16 protein-coding genes and 1 tRNA gene are annotated in these 17723 nt (G+C 61.0%); 7 read left to right on the top strand and 10 right to left on the bottom strand.

Going from position 1 to position 17723, the window contains the following annotated elements; translation table 11 throughout:
* Positions 1 to 5: 5 nt before the first annotated feature.
* The 3 genes from ACKWRH_RS21955 to ACKWRH_RS21945 form a co-directional block, all read right to left on the bottom strand.
* Positions 6 to 1040: an AAA family ATPase gene (locus tag ACKWRH_RS21955; RefSeq protein WP_445222316.1), complete on the bottom strand. Its 1035-nt coding sequence runs from the start codon at positions 1038 to 1040 to the stop codon at positions 6 to 8.
* 67 nt (positions 1041 to 1107) lie between these two features.
* A complete protein-coding gene (locus ACKWRH_RS21950; RefSeq protein ID WP_445222315.1) occupies positions 1108 to 2748 on the bottom strand; it encodes an arylsulfatase in 1641 nt (546 codons plus the stop codon).
* A gap of 11 nt (positions 2749 to 2759) precedes the next feature.
* Positions 2760 to 3767, bottom strand: a complete 1008-nt coding sequence (locus tag ACKWRH_RS21945) for a formylglycine-generating enzyme family protein (protein WP_445222314.1) — start codon at positions 3765 to 3767, stop codon at positions 2760 to 2762.
* Positions 3768 to 4277: 510 nt separating this feature from the next.
* Between ACKWRH_RS21945 and ACKWRH_RS21940 the strand changes: the two genes are divergently transcribed.
* The 4 genes from ACKWRH_RS21940 (at position 4278) to ACKWRH_RS21925 (ending at position 8289) form a co-directional block, all read left to right on the top strand.
* A complete protein-coding gene (locus ACKWRH_RS21940) occupies positions 4278 to 5270 on the top strand; it encodes a helix-turn-helix domain-containing protein (RefSeq protein WP_445222313.1) in 993 nt (330 codons plus the stop codon).
* Between the two features lie 414 nt (positions 5271 to 5684).
* Positions 5685 to 6299 (top strand): DUF6680 family protein, encoded by a 615-nt coding sequence (locus tag ACKWRH_RS21935; protein WP_445222312.1) that lies wholly within the window; start codon positions 5685 to 5687, stop codon positions 6297 to 6299.
* Positions 6300 to 6347: 48 nt separating this feature from the next.
* Entirely contained in the window at positions 6348 to 7076 is a 729-nt protein-coding gene (locus ACKWRH_RS21930; protein ID WP_445222311.1) for a hypothetical protein, read from the top strand.
* A 472-nt stretch (positions 7077 to 7548) separates the two neighbouring features.
* Positions 7549 to 8289: a hypothetical protein gene (locus ACKWRH_RS21925; RefSeq protein WP_445222310.1), complete on the top strand. Its 741-nt coding sequence runs from the start codon at positions 7549 to 7551 to the stop codon at positions 8287 to 8289.
* Between the two features lie 127 nt (positions 8290 to 8416).
* On the opposite strand, the gene ACKWRH_RS21920 is transcribed toward ACKWRH_RS21925, so the two are convergent.
* The 4 genes from ACKWRH_RS21920 to ACKWRH_RS21905 all read right to left on the bottom strand — a co-directional run bounded on the left by ACKWRH_RS21920 (position 8417) and on the right by ACKWRH_RS21905 (position 12510).
* Positions 8417 to 8632 (bottom strand): phage head-tail joining protein, encoded by a 216-nt coding sequence (locus ACKWRH_RS21920; protein WP_445222309.1) that lies wholly within the window; start codon positions 8630 to 8632, stop codon positions 8417 to 8419.
* Position 8633: 1 nt separating this feature from the next.
* Complete coding sequence (locus ACKWRH_RS21915) at positions 8634 to 10355, bottom strand: phage major capsid protein (RefSeq protein ID WP_445222308.1); 1722 nt, start codon at positions 10353 to 10355, stop codon at positions 8634 to 8636.
* Positions 10356 to 10417: 62 nt separating this feature from the next.
* Positions 10418 to 11848, bottom strand: coding sequence for a phage portal protein (locus ACKWRH_RS21910; RefSeq protein WP_445222307.1), 1431 nt, complete (start codon positions 11846 to 11848; stop codon positions 10418 to 10420).
* The gene (locus ACKWRH_RS21905) at positions 11845 to 12510 is read right to left on the bottom strand and encodes a hypothetical protein (RefSeq protein ID WP_445222306.1); all 666 of its coding nucleotides are present in this window, start codon (positions 12508 to 12510) and stop codon (positions 11845 to 11847) included. Before ACKWRH_RS21905 ends, ACKWRH_RS21910 begins: the two co-directional genes overlap by 4 nt.
* A gap of 17 nt (positions 12511 to 12527) precedes the next feature.
* On the opposite strand from ACKWRH_RS21905, the gene ACKWRH_RS21900 reads away from it, so the two are divergent.
* The 3 genes from ACKWRH_RS21900 to ACKWRH_RS21890 all read left to right on the top strand — a co-directional run bounded on the left by ACKWRH_RS21900 (position 12528) and on the right by ACKWRH_RS21890 (position 15442).
* Positions 12528 to 14342, top strand: a complete 1815-nt coding sequence (locus ACKWRH_RS21900) for a hypothetical protein (RefSeq protein WP_445222305.1) — start codon at positions 12528 to 12530, stop codon at positions 14340 to 14342.
* A 142-nt stretch (positions 14343 to 14484) separates the two neighbouring features.
* Positions 14485 to 14796 (top strand): hypothetical protein, encoded by a 312-nt coding sequence (locus tag ACKWRH_RS21895; RefSeq protein ID WP_445222304.1) that lies wholly within the window; start codon positions 14485 to 14487, stop codon positions 14794 to 14796.
* Positions 14797 to 15100: 304 nt separating this feature from the next.
* Positions 15101 to 15442 carry a helix-turn-helix domain-containing protein gene (locus tag ACKWRH_RS21890; RefSeq protein ID WP_445222303.1) on the top strand — a complete coding sequence of 114 codons (342 nt, stop codon included), beginning with the start codon at positions 15101 to 15103 and terminating at the stop codon, positions 15440 to 15442.
* Between the two features lie 57 nt (positions 15443 to 15499).
* Here the strand turns inward: ACKWRH_RS21890 and ACKWRH_RS21885 are convergent, their stop codons facing one another.
* From ACKWRH_RS21885 to ACKWRH_RS21875, 3 genes are all read right to left on the bottom strand, one after another.
* Positions 15500 to 16846, bottom strand: coding sequence for a tyrosine-type recombinase/integrase (locus ACKWRH_RS21885; RefSeq protein ID WP_445222302.1), 1347 nt, complete (start codon positions 16844 to 16846; stop codon positions 15500 to 15502).
* A 268-nt stretch (positions 16847 to 17114) separates the two neighbouring features.
* Positions 17115 to 17189: transfer RNA gene (locus ACKWRH_RS21880), tRNA-Asn, on the bottom strand.
* A 134-nt stretch (positions 17190 to 17323) separates the two neighbouring features.
* Positions 17324 to 17692, bottom strand: a complete 369-nt coding sequence (locus ACKWRH_RS21875; protein WP_445222301.1) for a hypothetical protein — start codon at positions 17690 to 17692, stop codon at positions 17324 to 17326.
* Positions 17693 to 17723: the final 31 nt, after the last annotated feature.

Genomic DNA, 17723 nt, shown 5'->3' with positions numbered 1-17723 from the left:
CGGCCTCAGGCTGCTGCAACCAGCTCGGTGATCTTGTCGATCACCTGGTCGGGCGTAACGCCCTGCGACACCGCCTCGTAGCTGAGGATGATCCGGTGGCGCAGGCAGTCGTGGATCACTGCGCGCACGTGGTCGGGCGTCACGAAATCATACTCATCGAACCAGGCACGAGTTCGCGCGCAACGATCCAGCGCCAGACTGCCGCGCGGGCTGGCGCCGACCTGGATCCATTTGCTCAAGGGCTCGCCATAGCGCCCAGGAAAGCGCGTCGCGTAGATCACGTCGACCATGTACTTCTGAACGAGGTCGGAGACGAAGATGCCGTCGATTTCGCCACGTGCATCCAGGATCGCCTGCTGCGGGATCGGGGGCGGCTCCGAGGTGTGGTCCTTCGGTGCTTGTGCGTTCTCGGCACGATTGAGCCGGATGATCTCGCCTTCGGATGCCTCGTCGGGATAGGTGATGACGACATGCATCAGGAAGCGGTCGAGCTGCGCTTCGGGAAGCGCATAGGTGCCTTCCTGCTCGATCGGGTTCTCGGTCGCGAGCACCATGAACAGATCCGGCATCTTGTAAGTCTTGCCGGCAACCGTGACCTGGCGCTCCTCCATGGCCTCGAGCAGCGCGGACTGCACCTTGGCCGGCGCACGGTTGATCTCGTCGGCCAGCACGAGATTGGCGAAGATCGGGCCCTTCTGAAACTGAAACTGGCCGCCCTTGTCGGTCTGGACGTAGATCTCCGCTCCGGTCACGTCCGATGGCAGCAGATCAGGCGTGAACTGCACGCGCGACAGGTCAGCGGCAAGATGTTTTGCCAGCGTCTTGACCGCGCGCGTCTTGGCGAGGCCCGGCAGGCTCTCGATCAGCAGATTGCCGTTGGCGAGCAACCCGATCAACATGCTCTCGACCAGATGATCCTGGCCGAGCACGGACTTACCGATCCGCGACTTCAGTTCGAGCACGGCATCGCGGGCGGGCGAGCTTTTCTTACCCTCAGGCTCTGTCACGGCTTTGAACTGGCTTGCGCTGGCATCGGGCATGGCTGCAACTTATTGACGCGAACTCCGGCCACCGGGATGGTTGGCCGGAGCGCAAGTGATCGTCGGATTATTTCGGCGCGGTCTTATCGAGCGACTTCATCAGCCCTTCGACCATCTGGTCGATGCTGAAGCTCGCGGAACGCTGGCTCGGCGGATAGTCCTTGAAAGTCTGAAGGAATGGAGCCACGCGCCAGGTGCCATACTGGATCAGATAGGCGTTCTTCGCGAACCAATCGTAGTACTGATCGGACACAACGTCGGCACGCTCGAAAGGGTCCATTCGCAGGTTGAACATTTTCGGCGCACGCAAGCACGTGAAAGGGTTCGCCCAGACCTCGAAGCCGCCCGGCTTGCGCTGCTCGCAGAACACGATCTTCCAGTCGTTGTAGCGGTAAGCGACCAGATCGCCGTCGTCGTTAAAATAGAAGAACTCGTTGCGGGCCGACTTTGGCTGCTGTCCCGTCAAGTAGGGCAACTGGTTGTAGCCATCGAGATGAACCTTGAAGTTCTTGCCGCCGAGATCGGTGCCCTTCAGGAGGCGGTCCTTGACGTCGGTGTCGCCGGCCGCAGCCAGCAACGTCGGAAACCAGTCGAGACCCGAGACCATCTCGTTGGAGACGTCGCCGGCCTTGATGCGGCCGGGCCAACGGATCATCGCGGGAACGCGGAATGCGCCTTCCCAGTTCGTGTCCTTCTCGCTGCGGAACGGCGTCGTCGCAGCGTCCGGCCAGGACCACTGGTTGGGGCCGTTGTCGGTGGTGTAGACAACGATGGTGTTGTTGGCGACGCCGAGTTCGTCGAGCGCCTTGAGAAGCTTGCCGACGTCGCCATCGTGCTCGATCATGCCGTCGGCATATTCATTGCCGGGCATGCCACTCTGTCCCTGCATCGAGGGGCGCACGTGGGTGAAGGCGTGCATGCGCGTGGTGTTCATCCACGTAAAGAAAGGCTTGTTGGCGCGCGCCTGCCGCTTGATGAAATCGATCGCGGCGTCCGTGGTCTCGTCGTCGACCGTTTCCATCCGCTTGCGGTTCAGCGGTCCTGTGTCCTCGATCTTTCCGTCGGCTGAGGCCTTGAGCACGCCGCGCGGTGAATTGCTCTTGGTGAACGTTGTATCATTCTTCGGATAATAGGGCCGCTCCGGCTCCTCCTCGGCGTTGAGGTGATAGAGATTGCCGAAGAACTCGTCGAAGCCGTGCTTGACGGGAAGATATTCGTCGCGGTCGCCAAGATGGTTCTTGCCGAACTGGCCAGTGGCGTAACCGAGCGGCTTGAGCGCCTGCGCGATCGTCACGTCGCGGTCCTGCAATCCAACCGCCGCGCCGGGAATCCCGACCTTGCACAAGCCGGTGCGCAGGCAGACTTGTCCGGTGATGAAGGTGGATCGGCCCGCCGTGCAGCTGTTCTCAGCGTAGTAATCGGTGAAGATCATGCCTTCGTTGGCGATGCGATCGATGTTCGGCGTCTTGTATCCGACGAGGCCCCGCGTGTAGGCACTGATGTTGGATTGGCCGACGTCGTCTCCGAAGATGACAAGGATGTTCGGCTTGGCCGTGTTGGGCTGCTGCGCGATCGCTGGCGTGTTGATGAGAGGGCTCAGACTTGTCGCAACCAGAGCCGCGCCGAGCAGGCCACGGAATAGCGACTTTCGGCTCTTGTCAGTTGCGTTTGCGCAAGTCTTGGCCTTCTCCTTCACGTCACTTCCCATCTTGATACTCCCTACTTCCCAGAAGGTACCGGTGAGCTGGCGTCGGCAGGTATCCGCACCACGCAGCGGAAGCCGACGTGACTTGTTGAGGTATCGATCGGCTCGGCGTGCCTTGCAGCGGGGCGGTAACGTCGGCAGTAATTGGGGGCACACAGATGCGAACCGCCCTTCAACACTTTCCGCGGAATGCGTATGGTTGGTTGACATGGATCAAAGCTCGCATCCTCATCTCCGCCGCGCGGATTGCGTGGAATGCAACACGGCTTTGCCGCGTCCGCATGGTGCTTCGCCGACCACCAGTCGGAGGTCCATTCCCAGACATTGCCGATCATGTCGTGGAGGCCGTAGCCGTTCGGCGGGAAGGCCATGACCGCCGAGGTTCGCTCGAACCCATCCTCGCCGAGATTCTGGACGGGGAAATTGCCCTGCCAGACGTTGGCCATGTGCTTGCCGCCCGGCATCAGCGCATCCCCCCAGGCGAACTCCTCACCGTCGAGGCCGCCGCGCGCGGCGAACTCCCATTCCGCTTCTGTCGGCAGTTCCTTGCCGGCCCAGCGGGCATAGGCGGCTGCATCGCTATAGGAGACATGCACGACCGGATGGTCGTCGAGGCCCTTGATGTTGCTGCCGGGGCCGTAAGGATGACGCCAGTTGGCGCCGCGCATGAAGGACCACCATTGGCTCCAGTCGGTGAGATCGGTGATGCGCGGCAGCGGCTCGAACACCAGCGAGCCGGCGTAGAGCATCTCCTTCAGCGCGCCGGGATAGTCCTTGGGGTCGGGAACGATCTGCGCCTCGGTGACGTGGCGGGTCGCGTTGACGAATTGTTTGAACTGCCGGTTGGTGACGGGGGTGCGGTCGATCCAGAAACCGTCGACGGAGACGCGGTGGCTCGGCGCCTCCTCGGGATAATGATGGTCGGATCCCATACGGAAGGTCCCGCCGGGAATGAAGACCATCTCGCCGGTCTTCACGTCGTCCGGCAACCACTCGCAGTGATCCGTATCCGCCCGCAGCATCGTGGAAACTCCGATACGAGTATTCCACCCGATACTATGGCGCGAACTTCAGCAGGCGTCGACGAGAGCACATTGCCCGGCATTCTGGACGCATTGTCTGGTCCCCTCTTCTTGGCGCCGAGGGTGCGAGATGGGTGTCGTAGACTTGCGTCAGCATCTCTCCCTCTTTTGCGCACATCCTTCGAGCCTGCGGCAACACCATACCGCCATCCCCGCCCTGCAGTTCGCAGAGCGATCGTCGCCGATATCGCCTAGGTTGCAGACGGTATCCGAAGATTGGATGCCCGTGATGTGCAGTTTGTGCCAATACGTCGCGCCGATCGGTGAGGCTTAACGACACATGTCGCAAATTCCTCAATCCAAAGCGTCATGTGGCGTACAGCTCGCTTCAAACTCTGCGATAATTTACCTCAAAGCGCGAACTCGGACTGTCGTACCCACTTCGCGTTGTAGTGGTATTTCGCTGCTGCGTGCCGCAGAATTGTCGCCCTTGAGTAACAGGGTGGAGCCATGGGCCAATTCCTACTGGTTGATTCGCGTAAGCTCGACGGCTTCGAAGGTCTTCACCAGGCCGTTCACGGTTCGCACGTCGATGTCATGCAGCTGGGGCGCGGGCGATTGCGCGGATCGCTGTCCCATGTCGGCATCGGCGATTTCTCGCTCAGCATCGGCACCTTCAGCGTCGGCATGCGTACGCAGCGTGTCTCCAGCGACGACAAGCTGATCATCGGGATGCTGCTCGCGGCCGAAGAGCGCGTCACCCACTGGTCCTTCGACATGCGCCTCAACGACGTGCTCGTGATTCCGCCGCTGCTTGAGCATGACGGAATCTTTCACGGTGGATCCGCTTACGCCGCCATGCGCTTCGACATCAACGAGGTCGCATCGCTGTTCGGCGGCGAAGCGAGGCTGAGCAATCCCGACACCTGGCGCAGGCGCGACCATTTCCGGGCGGACCCCAATAGCGGCGCGATCGCCGCACAACGTCTGGTCCGGATCATGTCGCACCTGCGCACCTACAGGAGCGGCCTGACGCCCTCGACCGCCGATTTCTGGAAGCGATCGATCGTCGAATGCATGGCGGCCAACGTGATGTCGTCGCTACCGCACGACGACACCGGCTGGCTGCCTTCGGCAAGGCGGCTGATCCGCCGGGTCGAGGAGTATCTCGACGAGGCCGGCACGCGCCCGGTGCATGTCTCGGAGATCTGTGCCGCTCTCGGGGTGTCGCGCCGCACCCTCCATCGCGCGTTCCAGGAGGTGTTCGGCTTGGGCCCGGTCAGCTTCCTCAGGCACAAGCGGTTGTGTGCCGTTCATTCCATTCTGCATAAGAGCCTGCCGGGCTCGACGACGGTGGCCGCTGTCGCCATGCAGCAGGGCTTCTACGAACTCGGCCGGTTCTCGCAGTATTACCATGCGATGTTCGGGGAGCGTCCGTCGCAGACCCTGGGAATTGGAGCTGGCCCTCGCGTGAAGGTCCAACCCTCTGGAGTTGAATTATAGGCGCCGGGTTCGGCGGCGCCGGGGCCGGCCATGGTGCAGCCGATTCCCCTTCGACCGGTCGGCAGAACAGCCACACGCCGGGTCCAACGCGGTGGCGTTGGGCAATGTTGCGCAATTGCAACACGCATAAGACTTTGAATTTATTGGATTTTGGCTCCCCGGGCTGGATGCAAACTAATAATGAAACACCCTTTATCTATAGGGTTTGCGCGATGCTGCGACCCGTAAGGGGCCACGATACTGCGTTCGATACTGCGAAACGCCCCTCCCCGATCCCTGTTTTTGGCCGCTCAGCGAAACCCACAATCAGGGGGATAACGCCCCTCTAGCATGCGTCGAACCGCGCCTTCCATGCTACCTCAATAGGCAATGGGGGCTTCCATGGCGTTGACGGTTACAGACGGGCTGTTGATCATGGCGACGATCGCCGGGCCTATACTCGCAGTCCAAGCACAGAAGTGGCTCGAACGGAGCCGTGAGGACGACCAGCGCAAGAAGAACATCTTCTATGCTCTGATGGGCACGCGGGCGACGCGCTTGGCTGAGGACCACGTCCGGGCGCTCAATTCGATTGACCTCGCGTTCGGCACCAGCCGCGTCAAGGAGCGCGCCGTCATCGACGCATGGGGCTCCTATGCGCTCCAGCTCAACACGCCCCATGACCAGACAAGCGAGGCTCAGAGGGTCGCGTGGAATTCGGACGCCCACCGTCTGTTCATCGAGCTGCTGTTCGTGATGTCCAAGGCCGTTGGGTTCGACTTTACCAAAGAACACCTGCAGCGCGGCATCTACTACCCGACCGGCCATGCCGAGATTGAAGCCGATCGCCATCGTGTTCTGAAGAACGCGGCTGCCGTGCTTTCAGGTGACCAGCCCTTGAAGATGGAGATATCGAGCTTCCCGGTCTCAAGCGAGATGGTCAGCTCGCAACTCGCACTCCAAGGCAAGCTGATTAGCGCGATCGGCGACGCCGGCTTGCGAGTTGAGATGGTTGCACAGTCCGACACCGCGCGGCGGAGCCGCAGCTAAGCAGAATGGTGGAAGCGGCCGGCGCTTTCAGGCCAATCGGGTACGAAAATGACCGCAACGAAATTGGGGAACATCGACCTCAACGTGCTTGAGCACGATCTGGTCAACCAACCGAAATGGGCAGAGATCAGGAACCGAATTCGGCAGCTCCGAACCGTAAATGCTGCAGTTATCGACTTCCAACAAATCCATAGCAATCTTACGTTTTTGACTTCCTTTTGGGAAAACGCCGATCTGGCAGCTCCACTGCTTCAGCATTCTATACTGTTGTATGCCCGTGCGACCACGAACGGAAACGACGGGCTATCCGGCTGGAATTTCGAAGCCGGACTGACTACCAAGGCTCTACGCGACTTTCATTCCGAAGTTCATGACATTCGAAATAAATGGGTAGCACACTACGGGAGCTTTTACCCGGAAACCGCTGAACCATTTCTCGACGACCGCATCGTCGCTGTTTTCGACGATCAGAACACGCTCGCGCTTTGGGGGCCATGGACACGCCACGCATCCGCGTCCGTGACCGCACGGAAGCTGATGACGTTGGCAGGCACACTTGGCGAATTCGGCGACGTGGAGCGACGGAAAAAGGCCGAAGGTCTCGTCCTAAAGATCAAAGAGCGTCCTGAGTTGATCGAGATCATGAAAGCGAACGCGAGCCAGCTACGGTTCGAGCCGATTTCGTTTTTTAGAAATGGCCCGGGGACGTGGCCCCCCGGACCACCTCACCAACCGTTCACGCGGATATCGCTAAGCGAAATGAAGCCCAAAGGATGAGAGAACGAGGCTGGGGGCGCCCTTTCGACGATCCGATCAAGCTGCCGGGCGGCGAGTTGCGCACGCTCCGCGACGCCGGCCATTACATCGCGAAGCTCCCCAAGGGCGTGCATGATCAGAGGCGCTGTTGCTGGTCGTCGAGCGCAGTGGGCCGACCATGTTCGTTCGGTTCGGGATCATGCGAGCGATGAATACAGGCAAGGCCACGCCCGACCTAATGCCACGTCGGAAGCGCACGAACGTCTATAGGGTTGCTCGATAGCACGCCCGATTTTTCTGAGGAAATGTGCACGTTCGTGAGCTACCGAAGCACCGAAGTGCCACTAGTGTGTGTCGGCCTTTCGAAAGGACCACTCTGAAGATGCAACGCATAGATGGCTTCTATCTCTATACGGTGGGCGGCCAACTCCGTCCGCTCAGCCAAATACGGTCAGGCGTGCCTGGGCCGGGGACCACATATGCGGATGCATATTTGCCGCTGCTTGTCGCCGAAGGTGCCCTTGAACCCCTCTTGCATCGCAGCATTTTTCGATTGCGGACTGCAGTCCCGGCCGGTCAGCGACTACTCGAAGCCATCCGAACCATCAAAGACAAGACGAAGCTCGGCGAAAACGACAACGAAGCTCTTGATTGGTTCGACAGTTATCACTTGAGCAACAACCTTTCAGCTTTCGAGAGCGTGTTGCAGGCCGAGTTGGCGCTTCTCCCTCTGTACGTTGTCATGCCCAAAGGGGGGTACGATATCACGACCCTCATCGAAAACGGCGTTCACTGCTTTCCAATAGACATCATGTTTAAGGTTCCGGAAGTAATTGACGATCTGCGAGAGGGAACGAAGTGTCTCGCGTTCGAGCTTAACACCGCAGCCGGCTTTCACTTGCACCGAGCTAACGAGGCGGTCTTGAGAAGATATTGGGATGTTGTCTCGAAGGGAGCACCACGACCTGTACGTGGAAATATGGGCGACTATCTGAACCAGATGAAGCAGAACAAATATGGCGACGAAAATGTCAGGGCCGCTCTAGAGCATCTGGTCAAGTTTCACAGAAATCCGTTGATGCACCCAGACCAAAATATTCAGAATGCCGATGATGCCATAGCACTGATGAACGGCATCCATAACGCGATGGTTCAGATGCTGAAAGTTGTTCCACTTCCTGAAGCCACGCAGCACCAAGTCGGAGCCGCAGCACCGTTATTGCCTCTCGGATGACTATGGAAGAGCTAGTAGTTGCGGCCTCGCTAACCTTGACCCCAGAGGCTCTCAAGCACGGCGGGGAGGTCTGCTTTCCGTTGTTGGGCTGGCCGCGTCGCCGTCATGAACTTGCCGTGCCGAACTCCTAATAACCCTTCGTGCCGCGCACCACGCCGATCACCGACGACGGTAACCCCATCGCGCGCGCGATCTCGCTTTCGAGCGAAGCGATGGCGGCGCGCAGCTCGGCACCGTCAGCGTAAGTGACGCTCTTGCCATCGTATGAGATGGTTCGCGCGCCCGAACGATAGGCGCGCTTCAACTCATCGAGCTGCGACTGCAAGTCGGCAACGTCGGCCATGCTACTGGCCGGCGTTCATGACAAGGCCGCGCCACTCGACGGCACCGGCGCCAAAGTCGAGGCGAACCTTGGTCTGCACGCCATCGACCTCGAAGCCGGCGCGGCTCTCGGTCTGCGGACCCGACGCACCGGCCAGATAGGCATACTCGATGCACGGCATCAGGGCGGGATCGCAGGCAAGATACCAGCGCTTGGGATCGGTGAGGCGCGGTTCGACTATTGGTGTCAGGTAGGTGAACGGGTTCACGTCATCGACCTTGATTGGGTTGGTCGTGACTGCGAGCTGGTCGGCAACGGTTTCAAGCGTGGACGGCACGATGATGAACGCGGGCACCGCCGAGACCAACCCGCCGCCCGGCCCCTTCTGCGAACGCATCAAGAGCCGCATGGCAGAGAGCGTATCGACCGAAGGAGCTGCCCCTGTCGCCGCCACGTTGGCGTGGCTGACGTGAAACAGCGTCTGGCCGTCCGACATCGTCGGACCGCTGCCGGAGTTCGACACCAGCAGATTGACGAGCGCTTGCCGCTCGAATTCAGCAGCAGCAAGGCCAAGGTACCGCGTGACATCGCCGAGACCGCCAAGATCATCATTGATCAGCGCCTTGCGCGTGATGGAGAAGATTTTGCCAAACGTCCCGAGCGAGTAGCCTTCCGCGCTATCGATAAACGAACCGAACGGATATTCGGCGCTTTCATTGACCTGTTCCAGCACGAACCCGGAGTGATCGATCTGGATACGCGACTTTGGTCGGAAGTCATTCGCCTCGGTCTGCTTGGCGATACGGCGGATGCCGCCCGGCGCCGTCTGATAAGCGTCGCGAAGTGACTTGTTCATGAGGTTCGCAAGCAGCGCCGGATAGTCGGACGTTGTCTGCAACGCGCGGGTGATCACGCTCGGCCCCGTCATGCCCATGACGCTGACGCCGGCCCGATGCAGACACTCCCGCGCCATGTCCGCGCAGGTCATACCGACGAACTGCCGAGCCTCCGGCGCCGGAGCGAAGGCCGCGTTGATGCGGGTGTACATCGCTTCAGCGGCGACGCGCTGAAATACCTCAGGATTGTCGAGGGAGTTGTGGTTATGACGCATAGGATTTCCGTTGCTGCGGACCGTCACAGAGCGGTCCATCATGTCGTTGAGAAAGGCAGCGCGCGCCTGATCGACGGTCGCGCCGAGTTCAATCAAGGTATCGACGCGATCGACCGACGCGCCAGCCCGGCGGCCGAGTTCACGGATGGCGCGGGTGTCAACTGGCCCATTTGGGCCACCTGCCCGCGTCCGCGCGGTCGGATCGGCCGGCACCGCGACGAACGACGCTTCCCGCACGCTCCAGCGCACTGCCGTCTTGGTGGGGGTGCCATCGGCGGCTTTACCGGCGCGCCACTCGTCAACGGCGTAGCCGACAGACAGGCTGCGCAGAATGCCATCGCGGACATCCTGAACGACCGCTGCGATCTCCGGGCGCGACGAGAAGCGGATGCGCGCGATGACCTCATTACCCTCGATGCGCACGTCGTCGAGCGAGCCGAGCACCGCGTCGAGGTTCGATGCATCGTGAGAGTTCAAGACGCTGGCGCCGCGCGTCACCGCAAGGTCGAGGCCGGCCGGGTCGAGGATTTCCAAGAACTCGCCGCGCGCATCACGCCGACGGACCGGCGTGTTCGAAGCGATCACAGCTTCGATCGTCATGTCGTCGGGGTTGAACGTGCGCGGGCGCGGCATCGCGTCGCGGCGTCCGAGAGGAACGGCGCTTTCGCGCAGCGAGATTACGGGACGGATATGCATTAATTGTTCTCCGGTTCGTTCTGGTTGGAGATGTTGGTGACATCCGCCGACAAGTCGTCGGCGGCAAAGGGGTCGGCTTCGATCTCGGCATCGACATCGGCCGGGTCGCGACCGCCTTCCGAGATCACTTCGGAGCGGGACTTCACCTTGGCCGCGATGTTCAGCGTGTTCGCCTTCGCTGACTTCAGCTCGTCAATCGGCGGCCACCCCGGAAACAGGAACTGCGCCGCGTAGCGCTCCGGGTTCGTCTCATAGTCGGGCGCACGCATGCGACCGCTCAAGACTTCTAGCAGCACGATGCGGTCCCAGATCGGTGTGAGAAGCTGCGCGACGATGTAGTTCTGCTGCAGAGCTTTCACGCGGCGCAGGAACGCCGTCATGCCGAGCTTGCCGGCGCTGAAGTTCACGCTGGCGAGATCGCCGGTCGCGATAAAGAATGGCACGCCCGTGCCGGAGCCGGCACAGATCAGACGTTCGATATGAGACAGGACCTCGCCGAGCGTGTTCATTTCGCTGACAGGCGGGAATGTCACGTCGGCGCCGGGCGGCAGACGCAGCGTCGCACCCGGTTCAAGGTGCAGGGCCTGCGGATTGTTGGTGCTGTCGAAGTCATAGCTCAGTTCGCCTTCGGGATCGCGAATGAGCATCGACAGCAACGCCGTCGTCTTGAGCTTGACGATGGAAGCATCGACCGCTTCATCAAGCTGCATCGCCAGCGGCGCAACTGCCGTCAGCGGGCTGATGCCGCGCGGCATGCCCGGGAAACGCGGCTCGAAAACATGACACACATCAAGCGCCGACACGCGCACGGGAGGCAGGACGCTCGCCCATGGCGCATCGGGCTGGGTCGGAAGCACCCAGTAGGCCACGCGGCGGCCGATCGCGTCGAACTCGACGCCGGCAACAATGTTCGGGCTGTCGCCCGTCGTGCCGAGGCTCGGTACGGTCCGGGCGCTGTCAACCTGATCGGCGCTGAGGAGCTGCAGGCGCAACGACATGATCGAGGGATCGACAACAAACTTGGTGAAGCTCTCACCGTCGATCACGAAGCCGCGCGCGACGCGGTTCAGATAGCCAGCAAGCGACATCGTACCTTCGAGGTCGCAGGACTTATAGAATTCATTCCAGACGCGCTGCAGATGCGCATTCACGTCGGGATCGGGATGCGCCGAGCGCACGGTCGGCCCGTCACCTACGATCGCCGTCGCAGCGTTCGTGACGATCGACGAGACCAACGCATTATTTTCCGCTTGGTGTGCAATCTTGCGCGACGCCAGCCGCGCCGCTGCAAGCGACTGCGCGACCGGCGCGTTGAGCATGTAGCTATGCGGCCAGCGGCCGGCGCCTCCGGTGATGTCATAACCGGAGAAGCTGCGCGCGAAGGCGCGGAGAGCGCAAGTGGTGCGTTTGAAGATGTTCGGGCTCTTCACTGCAGAGCGCCCTCCTCGGCAGCTTCACGGTGCCGCAACTGCCATTTCTCGATGATCGGCGAGACGCGCGGCGCAATCGCCGCCGCCAGCAGATCGGCGCCGGCATCGAGTTCTTCGGGCGTCGGCCAGATGCGCTCGGGCAGCTCGATGTCATGTTCGGCGGCACGAACGCGCACGGTGCCAAGCGCCTCATGGAGCGGCACGCAATAGAAGGCAACGCGCGGCGCCTCGGTGATACCCAACGCTGCAAGATTGTCATCGATTGCAAGGAAGTGCTCGGCCGTCGCCTTCATGGCGACGTTGACGGCCGGCGCCGAGGAGATGAGCCAGCGCCGGCCGTCGTGAGCAAAGGCGAGGTAAATCGCCTTCGCGTCATCGAGATCGTGGAACTGCGACACGATCTCAACCTGAAGGTCATGCATCACGTGATCGATCGCAGTGCGCTTGGCACCGGCAGCGATCAGCATATCGATCGCGGTCAGGATTACGGCGTCGGCGACGATGAAAATCTGATCGCGCCACAAACCATCCGCGCGGTGCTCGGGCGTCGCGACGATGAGCGGCGCAAGCTGGCCGCGCGCTTTGAGCTGACGGCGATTGAACGCGCTCTTGCCGATCAGCTTGTCGAATTCGTGTGGAGCGATGGCGGTGAGCGCAGACATTTCGAAATCTCCGTTGTGTGACGCTGCTGTCTTGTGGAGATGTATCGAGGATGTTATCGCTGATCAAGCGTAAGCCATTGAATACACGAGATAAATTCGGATGTATTCGGAGGCGAGCGGACGGAATTGGAAGGTCGCGAACGACAGAAAAATCTGCCCCCGGCGCCGAACCGGAGGCAGATCATAAAGGAGATCATGTTGGAATGATCGATGATACCCCGATCGATATTGCGAGCGCAAGCGCGCGGCTGCGGCGCCCGAAGAAGAACGAACTGCACATCATCGTCGCCAAGGCTGTGCTCGCCAAGATGGCGCACGACGGCGAACAGTTGATCAACACCGTGAAGGGCTCGTGGTCCTATCGCAAAGGTACGTGGGAGCTGCGCACCGACGCCGACTGGCTCGAAGTGCGCGTTCAGGATGCCGGCGAGCGTCTTGGCTTCACCGTGAACAACAAGCTGCGTTCCGAAGCCCGTAGTTGGATCGAACGCCGGCCTGAGTTGTGGCGCGAAGATGAAATTCAATGGGATCAGCACGGCAAAATCCCGACGCGCTCCGGTCTCGTCGATCCGCGCACGGGCGCGCTGGAGCCGGCACGCCCAGACCATTTCTGTAAGTGGCGGATCGAAGTCGATTACGACGCGACGGCGACGTGTCCGTGGTGGGAGATCATGATCAATGACATGTTCGGCGACCGTGATCCTCAACATCAACGCGAACTGGTCGGCGTCGTGCAAGAGCTGATGGGCGCCGCGCTCATCGACAAGAAGCCGCGCGCTCTGTCGAAGGCGTGCGTGTTCTGGGGCATTGAGAACCGCGCCAAGTCGGGCGTGCTTGAAGTCGTCACGGGCTTGTTCGGTGGCAACCCGATCGCGGCGTCGATCTCTTCTTTGGACGGCAACCACGGCACCATGCCCTTCTTGCGTCGGGCGCCATGGGTTCTCCACGAGGCATTCAATCCCGGGCAATGGCACTTTTCGTCAACGGTCAAGGCGATCGTCACGGGTGAGCCGATCGGCATGAACGTCAAGAACGGCCCTTACCTGACCCAAGTCGCACACGCGCCGATCTTCTGGGCGACCAATCATCCGCCCCAATTCAAGGAGGCAACGAAGGCGATCGTCTCGCGCATGGTCGTCATCGAGGTCACGCGAGCGTTCTCAGAAAGCAAGCCGATCGGCGCCGCTGCTGAGGCCATCAAGCGCGGCTTCTCGAAGCCGGGCGAATTCGTGGTCGCTACCGAGCTGCCCGGCATCCTGAATTGGGCCATCGCCGGGCTTAAGCGCGCGCTGGAGCGTGGCGCCATCGCCACCACCGAGAGCATCGCCGAGACCGCCAAAGCGATCCATGAGGACAGCAACGTCGTGGCGGGGTTCCTGAGCGAATGCGTCGAGTTCGACCCAAATAAGCGGCTGAAGACCAATGACTTCTGTCTGGCGCATTCGGCGTGGTGGTCGGAACAGAAGAGCGAGCGTCGATTGCCGTCCAACGTCGCGATCGGCAACGCGCTGAAGATGACGGGCGATGCTCGCATTGCTATCGATCGTGTCGATCTGCGTGAAAACTCCAGTCGGTACTATTGCGGGATGAAGCTCAACGCGATGGGCCTGCGCTACCACAAGGCGGCGTCTGAGAGCCGGAGCCGCATGTTCGAGGCCAAGAAGCTCAACACATCGGACGCTGCCCGCGAGGTCAACGGCTTCATCCCGCCGAGCTGGGACGGCTTGGAGAGCATCATCAAGATGCGCAAGGCATTCGAGCGCCATGACAGGGTGCAGGCAACCGTCACCGAACCTGTCATGCCGGCCGAACTGGTCACGCATTCGGCGTGACCAGTGACCAGTTCGAGAGGCGTCAAGGGATCATCTGTCATAGCAACTGTCACCGTCGCAAGCCGTTGGCTTCGTTTGTAATTCCGTCGTCTATGACAGTAGTGACCAGTTATTCTTATTAAACCAGAGGAATAGAGAAAGTATGGAAGAGAGAGGGGAAAGTGAGAGTTATAGGGAAAAGAGGAAAAAACTGGTCAAGGTGGTCACGCCTGTCACGGCTGCTGCTTCGTCGGCCATCGCTCGGCCAGTGATCACGAGGGTCGATGGCATGACGGCGACTGCTGACCTTCTCGACATCGCCGATCTCATCCGTTGTCTCGGCATCGAGGCGCTTCGCGGCGCCGGCCGTCACGATCTGCGCGCCGTCGAGATCGCGCTGCGCGACGCCGCCGACATGATCGCCCGCGAGTTGCGCATCGAGCTCGTGCTGCTTGATGACTGGCACGATAAGTAGGAATGCTTTTGTTTTACAACCGCAAGGTACTGTGACCCCCACCGGGGGGCAGGTCGCGCGCCCGCTCGGCTATTCCGCAGGTCCAGTATTTTCCCGGGGTGTTGATATTGATTGTTGTTGTCGTCGCAGAGAACACGCGGCAATCGTGACCACGGCGCACGTTATATAACGGCTTAAATTTCCTCACATGTCGCAGTTGTAATTTGCGGAGTTATTTGCCGCTTTCTTCGAGTTAGTTACCGCTTTCTCCGAGTTATTGACCAAGATGCCTTGTCGAACATCGCGCGTTCTGTTGATTTCGTTGATGCACGCGGTCGAGGTGATTTGTTCATGCGCGGCCAATGTCATTCGGGTCTGTGACCCACAGCAAGTGAGGGATGAAGTGATGAATGCGAATGCCGTGCCGGAGGGCTTCGAGACGGTCAAGGTGGCAGGTGACCTGCTCGGCTATGGCCGGACCAAGGTCTACGAACTGATCAACGAGGGGAAAATTGCCGCCTTCACGCGCGAGGAGGATGGTCGCACTCTCATCGCTCGTGCCAGCATCGATGACTACAAGGCGAAGTTGGCGGCGTCGCTGAAGCCCTTCACCCCGAAGCCGGGCATGCCCAAGAAGCCCAAGAAGCCCAAGGAGCGCTCCGGCTAAGCACGAAAAAAAAGCCGCCCTCCGGGGCGGCTTCTTTGTTTCGACGCCGCCTTGCACTCAGGCGACAGCCTCCAGATACTTCGCCTTAGACCGCCCGCCCCCGCGTAACGTGTCGAGCAGATCGGCCCAATACTGCATCAGCCCGATGCGCTCGGGCAGCGCATCATCGCGGTCATAGATCGCGCGCGTCGAGCCGTCCTGATGGTCGAGCTGCAGCTCGATCAGCGAGCGATCGAACATCCGGCGCCCGTCGCCGTTGCGCTGCCGATTGAGGATCGTCGAGGCCGACGATCGGAAGCCATGGGCGCAATGCACGTCCTTATAGCCCAGCGCATGCAGGGCGCTGTTCAACGTGTTCTCGGACATCACGTCGCCGGGATTACGGCCGACGCCGAGCGCGGGGAACAGGTAGCGGCCTTTGCCGGTGATCTCGTGCAGCTCGCGCAGAAGCGCGACCGCCTGCTTCGAGAGCGGCACCACGAAGTCCTCCACGGCTTCACCGGTCTCGGCGCGCTGCGACGCCATCTTGAGCGACGCGAACGGGATCACCCATTGCGCCTTGAGGAGATCGAAGTGCTGCCACCGGGCCTTCGCCATCGTATCGGGGCGCACGAAGGTCAGTGCGAGCAGCTTCAGCCCGTAGCGGGTCAGGTTATGACCGCGCCCATCGTAACCGTCGATGTCACGAAGCAGCTGCGCGAACTTGGCTTCATCGGTAATCGCCGGGCGCTTCCTCTCGCGATGCTTCGCCAGCCCTTCGTTGAAGTCCACGTCGGCGAACGGCGAGTGCTTGATCCATCCCTTGCGCTTCGCGACCGCCATGATCTTGCGCGCCGCCGAGATCACACGGATGCGGCTCGGCTTGTTGAACTTCTCGGCGAGGTCAGACAAATGCGCGGTCTCGACCTGCTCGACTGGCACATGGCCGAAGCCCTTGCCCGTGCGATAGCCGCCCTTCAAGTAGCTGACGCAGCGTTCATCGCGGGCATAGGTCTTGGGGGAGTTGCCGACCTTGCGCGCGGCCAGCCATTCGTCGGCGAGCCGGCCGAAGGCGCGCTGCTCGGCGTCGGCCTCGGCGGCCTTCTCGGCAGCCGCCGTGGCCTTGGCGGCGGCCTCGGCAAGCCGGCGAGCCTGCGCCGGGCTGACGGGGTGCTCGCCCTTGGCGACCGCCTCGATGGCGTCGGCGTGGATGCGCCGGGCGCGGGCCAAGGTGACCTTGCCCTCGCGCTCCTCGCCATACTCGCCGATCGACAGGGTGCGCCGGGTCCCATGAAGGGTGTAGTCAAAACGCCACAGTCGGACACCATTCGTTCGGACAAGCACATACAGCCCGTCGTCATCCGGCATCCGGTAGTCCGCCGACTTCGGCTTCAGATTTTGCAGTTGGATGGCATTGAGCGCCATGGGTGGTTCCCTCTTCGTAATGTGAACAAAGCGGGGCCATTGCAGTATCGTAAACCGCCCTTGCAGTATCGGACCCGGTCCAGCCGGCTACGATACTGCAATTCGCCCCGGTTGGAGGCGGCCCGATGCGGAGGGGCTTGGATGACTGCGAACGCGAGATCAGGCCCGTAAGGGCTTGATTTTCAAGGCTTTAGGCTGGGAAAGAAAGGGTGTGTTGGGGCCATTGGACGTTCGCGGATCACAAAGAACAACCGCGAAAACAGGCTAATGGCTCCCCGGGCTGGATTCGAACCAGCGACCATCCGATTAACAGTCGGATGCTCTACCGCTGAGCTACCGAGGAAAGGGCGAACCAGTTGTTCGCGCGCGGCTGCGTATAACAAAGCCGCTTGCGCTTGCAAAGGACGAATTCGCGATCTTGCACAATGCGTGGAGGAAACGCCCAGAGGCCCCTCCTCGGGGTCAGGTCAGGCCGTCTTACTCGGCAGTGAACGACGTGGTCTTGGTGCCGGGGTCATAGCGCAGCCGGAGCGCGGTCATCTTGCAGAGATTGACGTTCTTCCAGAGCACGGACTCGTCATAGTTCTGCCAGTCGACGCGGATGTTCCAGACGCAGCCCTCGTCGTCCTCGTCGAACTCGACATAGGTGCTTGCCTGGTTCTGCAAAACCTTGTCGAGCTCGTTGTCCCATTCGTCCAGGCCATCGTCCGGCGCGTTGAAGCCGAGGAATTTGATGGCGTAGCCGGTCTCGTTGACGACAGTAACGTTGCGGGCGTCGGCCGCGAACGACGGCGTAGCGGCGATCGCAAAACCGATCGCGACCAGTCCGGACAGAAAAGACTTCATGTGAAATTCCCCCGATCGAAAGAGGCTCCGG

This window comes from Bradyrhizobium sp. Pa8 (assembly GCF_052588265.1).
Note: the sequence above shows the minus strand (reverse complement) of the source record. Positions and strands in the feature narration are given on the sequence as shown.

Coding starts and splice junctions, on each gene's coding strand:
- ACKWRH_RS21955 (WP_445222316.1), bottom strand. CDS start 1,040: ATGCCCGATGCCAGCGCAAGCCAGTTCAAAGCCGTGACAGAGCCTGAG.
- ACKWRH_RS21950 (WP_445222315.1), bottom strand. CDS start 2,748: ATGGGAAGTGACGTGAAGGAGAAGGCCAAGACTTGCGCAAACGCAACT.
- ACKWRH_RS21945 (WP_445222314.1), bottom strand. CDS start 3,767: ATGCTGCGGGCGGATACGGATCACTGCGAGTGGTTGCCGGACGACGTG.
- ACKWRH_RS21940 (WP_445222313.1), top strand. CDS start 4,278: ATGGGCCAATTCCTACTGGTTGATTCGCGTAAGCTCGACGGCTTCGAA.
- ACKWRH_RS21935 (WP_445222312.1), top strand. CDS start 5,685: ATGGCGACGATCGCCGGGCCTATACTCGCAGTCCAAGCACAGAAGTGG.
- ACKWRH_RS21930 (WP_445222311.1), top strand. CDS start 6,348: ATGACCGCAACGAAATTGGGGAACATCGACCTCAACGTGCTTGAGCAC.
- ACKWRH_RS21920 (WP_445222309.1), bottom strand. CDS start 8,632: ATGGCCGACGTTGCCGACTTGCAGTCGCAGCTCGATGAGTTGAAGCGC.
- ACKWRH_RS21915 (WP_445222308.1), bottom strand. CDS start 10,355: ATGCCGCGCCCGCGCACGTTCAACCCCGACGACATGACGATCGAAGCT.
- ACKWRH_RS21905 (WP_445222306.1), bottom strand. CDS start 12,510: ATGTCTGCGCTCACCGCCATCGCTCCACACGAATTCGACAAGCTGATC.
- ACKWRH_RS21895 (WP_445222304.1), top strand. CDS start 14,485: ATGGAAGAGAGAGGGGAAAGTGAGAGTTATAGGGAAAAGAGGAAAAAA.
- ACKWRH_RS21890 (WP_445222303.1), top strand. CDS start 15,101: ATGCACGCGGTCGAGGTGATTTGTTCATGCGCGGCCAATGTCATTCGG.
- ACKWRH_RS21885 (WP_445222302.1), bottom strand. CDS start 16,846: ATGGCGCTCAATGCCATCCAACTGCAAAATCTGAAGCCGAAGTCGGCG.
- ACKWRH_RS21875 (WP_445222301.1), bottom strand. CDS start 17,692: ATGAAGTCTTTTCTGTCCGGACTGGTCGCGATCGGTTTTGCGATCGCC.